The organism is Dokdonella sp. (genome assembly GCF_051958935.1).
GTDB lineage: Bacteria > Pseudomonadota > Gammaproteobacteria > Xanthomonadales > Rhodanobacteraceae > Dokdonella_A.
In genome coordinates this window covers 1-7,070 of the sequence record NZ_JBQCFP010000158.1, presented here as the reverse complement: position 1 = coordinate 7,070, position 7,070 = coordinate 1, and the positions used below count along the sequence as shown (strand labels likewise).

8 protein-coding genes are annotated in these 7,070 nt (G+C 69.8%); 5 read left to right on the top strand and 3 right to left on the bottom strand.

Features of this window, described 5'->3' with window-relative positions; translation table 11 throughout:
* The 4 genes from ACTHK2_RS15095 to ACTHK2_RS15080 all read left to right on the top strand — a co-directional run.
* The coding region (locus tag ACTHK2_RS15095) for an NAD(P)(+) transhydrogenase (Re/Si-specific) subunit beta (protein ID WP_440246543.1) at nucleotides 1-268 on the top strand (268 nt) is incomplete at its 5' end.
* Between the two features lie 205 nt (nucleotides 269-473).
* The gene (gene pgi, locus ACTHK2_RS15090) at nucleotides 474-2,111 is read left to right on the top strand and encodes a glucose-6-phosphate isomerase (protein WP_440246544.1); all 1,638 of its coding nucleotides are present in this window, start codon (nucleotides 474-476) and stop codon (nucleotides 2,109-2,111) included.
* Nucleotides 2,108-3,757 carry a phosphoglucomutase (alpha-D-glucose-1,6-bisphosphate-dependent) gene (pgm, locus tag ACTHK2_RS15085; protein ID WP_440246542.1) on the top strand — a complete coding sequence of 550 codons (1,650 nt, stop codon included), beginning with the start codon at nucleotides 2,108-2,110 and terminating at the stop codon, nucleotides 3,755-3,757. The genes pgi and pgm overlap by 4 nt, the downstream gene beginning before the upstream one ends.
* Nucleotides 3,758-3,844: 87 nt before the next feature.
* Nucleotides 3,845-4,501, top strand: coding sequence for a DsbA family oxidoreductase (locus tag ACTHK2_RS15080; RefSeq protein ID WP_440246541.1), 657 nt, complete (start codon nucleotides 3,845-3,847; stop codon nucleotides 4,499-4,501).
* 82 nt (nucleotides 4,502-4,583) lie between these two features.
* Here the strand turns inward: ACTHK2_RS15080 and ACTHK2_RS15075 are convergent, their stop codons facing one another.
* The 3 genes from ACTHK2_RS15075 to ACTHK2_RS15065 form a co-directional block, all read right to left on the bottom strand.
* Nucleotides 4,584-5,006, bottom strand: coding sequence for a hypothetical protein (locus tag ACTHK2_RS15075; protein WP_440246540.1), 423 nt, complete (start codon nucleotides 5,004-5,006; stop codon nucleotides 4,584-4,586).
* A 228-nt stretch (nucleotides 5,007-5,234) separates the two neighbouring features.
* Nucleotides 5,235-5,642: a GNAT family N-acetyltransferase gene (locus tag ACTHK2_RS15070; RefSeq protein WP_440246539.1), complete on the bottom strand. Its 408-nt coding sequence runs from the start codon at nucleotides 5,640-5,642 to the stop codon at nucleotides 5,235-5,237.
* Complete coding sequence (locus ACTHK2_RS15065; RefSeq protein ID WP_440246538.1) at nucleotides 5,639-6,316, bottom strand: pyridoxamine 5'-phosphate oxidase family protein; 678 nt, start codon at nucleotides 6,314-6,316, stop codon at nucleotides 5,639-5,641. Before ACTHK2_RS15065 ends, ACTHK2_RS15070 begins: the two co-directional genes overlap by 4 nt.
* Before the next feature lie 167 nt (nucleotides 6,317-6,483).
* On the opposite strand from ACTHK2_RS15065, the gene ACTHK2_RS15060 reads away from it, so the two are divergent.
* On the top strand, nucleotides 6,484-7,070 hold a 587-nt coding region (locus ACTHK2_RS15060), incomplete at its 3' end, for a GntR family transcriptional regulator (RefSeq protein ID WP_440246537.1).

The following is a 7,070-nucleotide window of genomic DNA, read 5'->3' as shown; positions in this document are numbered from 1 at the left end:
CGCGATCGTGATCGGCGCGAACGACGTGGTGAACCCTGCGGCGAAGACCGACAAGTCCTCGCCGATCTACGGCATGCCGATCCTCGACGTGGTCGATTCGAAGCAGACGATCGTGATCAAGCGCGGCAAGGGCACCGGCTTCGCCGGCATCGAGAACGCGCTGTTCTATGCCGACAACACACGCATGCTCTACGCCGATGGCAAGGAAGCGGCGAACCAGCTGATCGCCGAACTCAAGGCGGTCGAGGGCGGCAGTGGGAGTCACTAGTGCGAAACGTCCTGTTTCGCCGCCCGAACCAGCTTGCCTAGACTCGAAATGGTACGAGCCCGTGAAGGTGCAGAAGCGGCCTTCCCTTGGCAGCACTACTCGAATGAAGCACGGCTTCGCCAAGCGTATAGGTGTGAACGTTGAACCCGCCTGCGCTCCGGTCCACCGACGCTTCTGCTAGGCTCCGGCGATGGCGAATCGCATGATGAAAACGCCGCGCCTGTCCGCGCGGCCGGAATGGAAAGCATTGCAGCGCCACGCGGCGACGATGCGCCGGCGCCATTTGCGCGAGCTGTTTGCCGCCGACGCTGGCCGGGGGGAGCGCTTCGCGCTCGAGGCGGCAGGTCTCTACTTCGACTACGCCAAGCAACGCGTCGACGCGCCGGCGCTGAAGCTGCTGTTGCGCCTCGCGCAGGCCTGCGGCGTGCGCGAGCGCACCGACGCGATGTTCCGCGGCGAGCGGATCAACACGACCGAGGATCGCGCGGTGTTGCACGTCGCGCTGCGCGCGCCCGAGCGCGAGCGCATCGTTGTCGACGGCCGCAATGTCGTCGCCGACGTGCACGACGTGCTCGGGTGCATGGCCGCGTTCTGCGAACGCGTGCGCAGCGGCGAATGGAAAGGGCATCGCGGGGGCCGCATCCGCCACGTCGTCAATATCGGCATCGGCGGTTCCGACCTCGGCCCGGTGATGGCGTACGAAGCGCTGCGCGCCTACGCGGATCGTGCGCTGGACCTGCGCTTCGTTTCCAATGTCGATGGCACCGACTTCGCCGAGGCGACGCGCGACCTCGATCCCGCGCAGACGCTGTTCGTCGTCTGTTCCAAGACATTCACGACACAGGAGACGCTCGCCAATGCGCACGCCGCGCGACGCTGGTGCCTCGACGCACTCGGCGACGAGGCGGCGGTCGCCAGGCACTTCGTCGCGGTGTCGACCAATGCGTCCGAGGTCGCGCAGTTCGGCATCGACACGGCCAACATGTTCGGTTTCTGGGACTGGGTCGGCGGGCGCTATTCGATGGACTCGGCGATCGGCCTGTCGACGATGCTGGCGATCGGACCGGAGCATTTCGGCGAGCTGCTCGCCGGCTTCCGCGCGATGGACGAGCATTTCCGCAAGGCGCCGTTCGAGCGCAACCTGCCCGTGCTGCACGCGCTGCTCGGCATCTGGAACACGAATTTCCTGGGCGTCGAGAGCATCGCGGTGCTGCCGTACGAGCAGTACCTGAAGCGCTTTCCGGCCTACCTGCAGCAGCTCGCGATGGAGAGCAACGGCAAGCACGTGACGCGCGCCGGCGCGCGCGTGGGCGTCGATACCTGCCCGGTCGTCTGGGGCGAGCCCGGCACCAACGGGCAGCATTCGTTCTACCAGCTCATTCACCAGGGCACCCGCCGGATCGCCTGCGACTTCATCGGCTTCTGCGAGACCGCCCATCCGCTCGGCGACCAGCATGATCTCCTCATGGCGAACCTGTTCGCGCAGGGAGAAGCGCTCGCGTTCGGCAAGACGGCGGCGGAACTGCGCGCGGACGGCGTGCCTGCCTCGCTCGTCCCGCACAAGACGTTCGACGGCAACCGGCCGAGCAGCACGATCCTCGCGCGCCGCCTCGATCCGCGCACGCTGGGCGCGCTCGTCGCGCTGTACGAGCACAGCGTGTTCGTGCAGGGCGTGGTCTGGGACATCGACTCGTTCGACCAGTGGGGCGTCGAACTGGGCAAGGTGCTCGCCAGGCGGATCGCCGCGGAACTCGCCGCGCCGAAGGCACCGCGGCTCGCGCACGACGGCTCGACCAACGCATTGATCAGGCGTTACCGCAAGATGCGCGGGAGCACGCCGTGAGCGCGGCGAAAAGTCCGCTCGCGGGCATGCCCGCGGCATCGGTGCCGCTCGTCGACGTCGAGCGCCTCGTCGCCGCGTACTACGACGAACGCCCGGATCCCGCGATCGCGGCACAGCGCGTCGCGTTCGGCACCTCCGGCCATCGCGGTTCGTCGTTCTCGGCGAGCTTCAACGAGGCGCACGTGCTCGCGATCAGCCAGGCGATCGCGGACCACCGCGCCGCGGCCGGTATCGACGGGCCGCTGTTCCTCGGCATCGACACGCACGCGTTGTCCAGGCCGGCGATGGACAGCGCGCTCGAGGTGCTCGCCGCGAACGGCGTCGAGGTGCGCATCGCCGCGGGCGGCGAGTACACGCCGACGCCTGCGCTGTCGCACGCGATCCTCGCCTGGAACCGCGGACGCGCGGGCGGACTCGCCGATGGCATCGTCGTCACGCCGTCGCACAACCCGCCCGAGGACGGCGGCTTCAAGTACAACCCGCCGAACGGCGGCCCTGCCGATACCGGCGTCACCGGCGCGATCCAGCAGCGCGCGAATGCGCTGATCGGCGATGGCCTGCGTGGCGTGAAGCGCGTGCCGATCGAGCGCGCGCGCGCCGCGTCGACGACGCGCGAACACGATTTTCTCGGCGCTTACGTCGACGACCTCGGCGCGCTCATCGACTTCGACGCGATCCGCTCCGCCGGCCTGCGCCTCGCGGTCGATCCGCTCGGCGGCGCCGGCGTGCACTACTGGCCGCGCATCGCGGAGCGCTGGCGCATCGCGCTCGACGTCGTCAGCGAGCTGGTCGACCCGACGTTCGCCTTCATGAGCCTCGACTGGGATGGTCGGGTGCGCATGGACCCGTCGTCGCCGCCGGCAATGCAGCGCCTGCTGGGTTTGCGCGAGCGCTACGACGTCGCGTTCGCCTGCGACACCGACCATGACCGCCACGGCATCGTCGCGCGCAGCGTCGGCCTCATGCCCGCCAATCACTACCTCGCGGTCATGATCGACTACCTGTTCCGCACGCGCGAGGGCTGGCGCGCGGATGCAGCGGTCGGCAAGACGATCGTCTGCAGCGCGATGATCGATCGCGTTTCCGCACGCCTCGGCCGGCGCGTGCACGAGGTGCCGGTCGGCTTCAAATGGTTCGTCGAAGGCCTCTGCGACGGTTCGCTCGGCTTCGGCGGCGAGGAGAGCGCGGGCGCATCGTTCCTGCGCCGCGACGGCGGTGCCTGGAGCACGGACAAGGACGGCATCGCGCCGGCGTTGCTGTCGGCCGAGATCACCGCGCGCAGCGGGCGCGACCCCGGCCAATGCTACGCACGTCTCGAGCAGGAACTCGGTGCCGTGTACACCGACCGCGTCGATGCGCCGGCGACGAAGGAGCAGAAGGCGCGCCTGGCCAAGCTCGCGCCGGGCGAGGTCACCGCGAAGACGCTGGCCGGCTCGCCCATCGTGAGGGTGCTCGATCGCGCTCCGGCCAATGATGCGTCGATCGGCGGCATCAAGGTCGTCGCCGGGGATGGCTGGTTCGCCGCGCGCCCATCGGGCACCGAGGACATCTACAAGATCTACGCCGAGAGTTTCCGCGACGCGGCCCATATCGGCCAAATCCTTGCCGAAGCGCAGCAGTTGGTCGACCGGACCATCGCCGGCTGACGGCGATGCGCCGGGGCCGTCGCGGCTTGATCGCGGGTGCCGGAGCCCGCATCTGCAGGTGATCGCCGAGCACAGGAATTTCCGCCGATGGCAAAGCCAACGATCCGCATCGATTTCGTTTCCGATGTCGCGTGTCCGTGGTGCGCCGTCGGCCTCGCCTCGCTGGAACGCGCGCTCGAGCGCATCGGCGGCGGGATCGACGTCGACCTGCACTTCCAGCCGTTCGAACTCAACCCGAACATGCCCGCCGAGGGCGAGGACGCGACCGCGCACCTCGTCGCGAAGTACGGCCTCACGCGCGAGCAGCTCGAGAAGAACCGGGCGACGATCCGCGCGCGCGGTGCCGACGTCGGTTTCGTCTTCGGGGAGCGCGGGCGCATCGTCAACACGTTCGACGCGCACCGCCTGCTTCACTGGGCCGGGACGCTCGGCGCGCGTGAGCAGCGCGCACTCAAGCATGCATTGCTGCAGGCCTACCATGGGGATGCACGCGACGTGTCGGATCATGCCGTGCTCGTCGCGATCGCGGAATCGGTGGGCCTCGACGGCGCTCGCACTCGCGCGATCCTCGCCTCCGACGAATTCGCCGGCGTCGTGCGTTCGCAGGAGCGGTATTTCACCGACCGCGGCATCCATGGCGTGCCGGCGGTGATCCTCGACGAGCGGCACCTCATCTCCGGCGGACAACCGGTCGAGGTGTTCGAGCAGGCGCTGCGCCGCGTCGCCGCTGGCGACGTGCGCTAGAACGGGGATTGTCGCTCCACGGCGCCCAGGCCGGCGTCGTCGCGTAGGGCGGTACGCGCAACGCGCGTGCCGCCGCATCGTGTCAGGCGCGGCGCTTTACGAGCGCGGCGGCGACCACGATCGCGGCCACGACGATCACGGTACTGGTCGTGCCGACGTTCGCGCGTGCAATGTCGATCGCCATGGAGGGGCTCATCCGCAGCAGCGCGTCGCGCATCGGCAAGCCGAGCATGCCGGCGACCTGCGCGACCGCCTGCAGGTAGAACGAATAGAACGCCGCGAGCGCTACGCACGTGCCTGCGGCGAGCGCACCCGACCAGTGGCCGCAATAGCCGTGCCTGCGCAGGGTCCACGCGACCGGCAATGCGACGAGGAAGGCGAGGCCGGCGAGATCGCCGCGGCTGTAGAGCGAGAGCAGGCACCACAGCGCGCCGCCCGCGAGCGCGCACATGATCGCGGTCGCGATGCCGATCGCGCGCGGGCGGGAAGGGGACGGCTCGGGCATGCGGATCCGATGCGAGGGCGAAACCGCCGATGATAGCCGCTCGGGCTGCCGTGCGGTGCGCGTGACCCGAGGCGGTATCAAGGGCCGCGGTGCCGTGCGTTCCCCGGCCCCGCGCGTCAATCCGGAGTAGATCGTAAGGCGGTACGCGCGCGGCGCGCGCCGCCATTCGCGCACGACGACGTGGGATCGCAACGTGCGGCGGGACTCGCGCTGCGCGCTCGGCCCGACCTACGGAATCGACTCGTTCTCGCGCAGCATCCATGCCTGCGGGAAATGGGTGAAGCCGACGTGCGGGTAGTAGCGCTCGGCGGCGGGCGCCGCGAGCAGGAGCAGCTTCGCCTGCGGCGCCGCCGCCTGCGTGCGCCGCATGAGTTCCTTGCCGATGCCGCTGCGCTGGTGCGATACGCGCACGGCGAGGTCGGCGAGGTACGTCGTCCAGACGAAATCGGTCACGCAGCGCGAGATGCCGACGAGCAGGTCGCCGTCCCACGCGGTGATCGTGAGGTTCGCATGGGCGAGCATCGCCGCGAAGCGCTCGTCGTCGTCGATCGGGCGGCGCTCGCCGAGCGTCGAGGCGCGATACAGTTCGCGCGCCTGTTCGAGCGCGGGACGCACGTCGTCGCGATAAGCGATCATGCGACGGCCTCGTTCGCGGCGAGCAGCCTGCGCACTGAGGCGGGCAGGGCCGGGTCGGCAAGGCCGGACTCCGCTTGCGGAGCCGTGTACTGCGTGCGCATCGGCACGACGCCCGCCCAGTGCGGCAGTGCCAGGTCGGACGGGTTGTCCTTGACGCCGCCACTGCGGATCTTTGCGCTCGCATCCTCGATCGCCAGGCGCAGCACCTGCGTCGCGGCGAGCTCCGTATGGTCGGCCGCGCGCGATTCCGCGGCGCGCCCGGGAATCAGCGCGTCGACGAAGCGCGCGAGCGCGGCGGCTTTTTCGCCCGCATCGACCACCGCACGAGCCCGGCCGAACACGACCACCGAACGGTAATTGACCGAATGGTCGAAGTGCGAGCGCGCCAGCACGAGCCCGTCGAGGTGGGTGACGCCGATGCACGCGGGAACGCCGTCGGCGAGTTCGCCCATCAACCGGCTCGCGATCGATCCGTGCAGCACGATCGTTTCGCCGTCGCGCGCGTAGAGCATCGGGATCACGAACGGCTGGCCGCCGACGCTGAACGCGACGTGCGCGATCATGCCGGCGTCGAGGATCGCGTGCACCGTATCGCGGTCGTAGCGCGCCCGCGCCTTGGTTCGCTCGACGCGGTGGCGCGCGTCGCGCGGCACGGTTTCGGTTTGGACGTCCATCGACCCTCCGGAGTGAGTGCGTGCGCATGACCCGTGCGCGGTGCGGTCCGGCGACTGCGTGAACCCAAGGACAGTCGCCCGGGCCCCGCCGCATCGCGGCACTCAACATTAGGCGCGGATATTGGTACCCTCCAGTACCGGAATCGCGAATATCCACGGAGCCAATCGTGTATCTGGACCTCGACGGCCAAGGCGCGCGTTACGCGCAGCTCATCCGCGCGCTCAAGAATGCGATCCTCGACGGCCGAGTCGCCGCCGGCGCGCGCCTGCCGGCGAGCCGTTCGCTCGCGCGCGAGCTCGATATTTCGCGCAACACCGTGCTCGCCGCCTACGAGCAGCTGCAGGCGGAAGGCTTCCTGCTCGGCCGCGTCGGCTCCGGCAGCTTCGTCGCCAACGTCGGCAACGCGACGCCGCACAAGCGCAGCGCGAACACGCTCGTCGCGCCGCTGTCGAGCTTCGCACGGCGCGCGCTCGCCAACACCGACGGCCGGCGCATCCCCGGCCACCAGCACAGCGACCTGCGCTACGACCTGCAGTACGGCCTGCCGCTCGCCAATCCGCTGCTCGGCAGCGTCTGGCGCCGCGAGGTGAGCCGCGCCGCCGAGCACGTCGAGTTCGACTATCCCGACGCGCAGGGACTGCTCGCGCTGCGCGAGCAGATCTGCGACTACCTCGCGCGCCGCCGCGGCGTGCCTGCCGCTCCGGAAGACGTCGTCCACGTCTCCGGCACGCACCAGGCGGGCGCGCGCCCCCC